Genomic DNA, 372 nt, shown 5'->3' on the forward strand with positions numbered 1-372 from the left:
GACGGCTGGGCCGAGACGATTGAGCTTCTCGGCGGGGAAGAGTTGATCGCAGGAAGTGCTCGCGAGACGAAGGCGTTCCTGCGCCCGCGCGGCATCAGATCGGCGAGCGACCTGTTGCGCCTGACACTGGCTTACTGCCTTGGCAAGGTAGGCATGCGGGGCGTCGTGGCCTGGGCGGCGGCGAGCGGGATTGCCGACATTTCGGACGTGGCCTTGCTCGGCCGGTTGCGCAATGCAGGCCCCTGGCTGCAACAGTTGATCGGGCATCTTTTGAAGCGCGAGGATGCAGGCTTGGCCAAAGGCCGGCTAATCCGCATCCTCGATGCGACGGCGGTTGCCAAGGCTGGTGCGCATGAGAAGAAGAACAATGGC

1 pseudogene is annotated in these 372 nt (G+C 64.2%); it reads left to right on the forward strand.

The annotated features are described in order from the left end of the window. Positions 1 to 372: pseudogene (locus EN818_RS33070) on the forward strand (IS4 family transposase); the annotation flags it as partial.

This window comes from Mesorhizobium sp. M3A.F.Ca.ET.175.01.1.1 (assembly GCF_004791945.1).
Classification (GTDB): Bacteria; Pseudomonadota; Alphaproteobacteria; order Rhizobiales; family Rhizobiaceae; genus Mesorhizobium.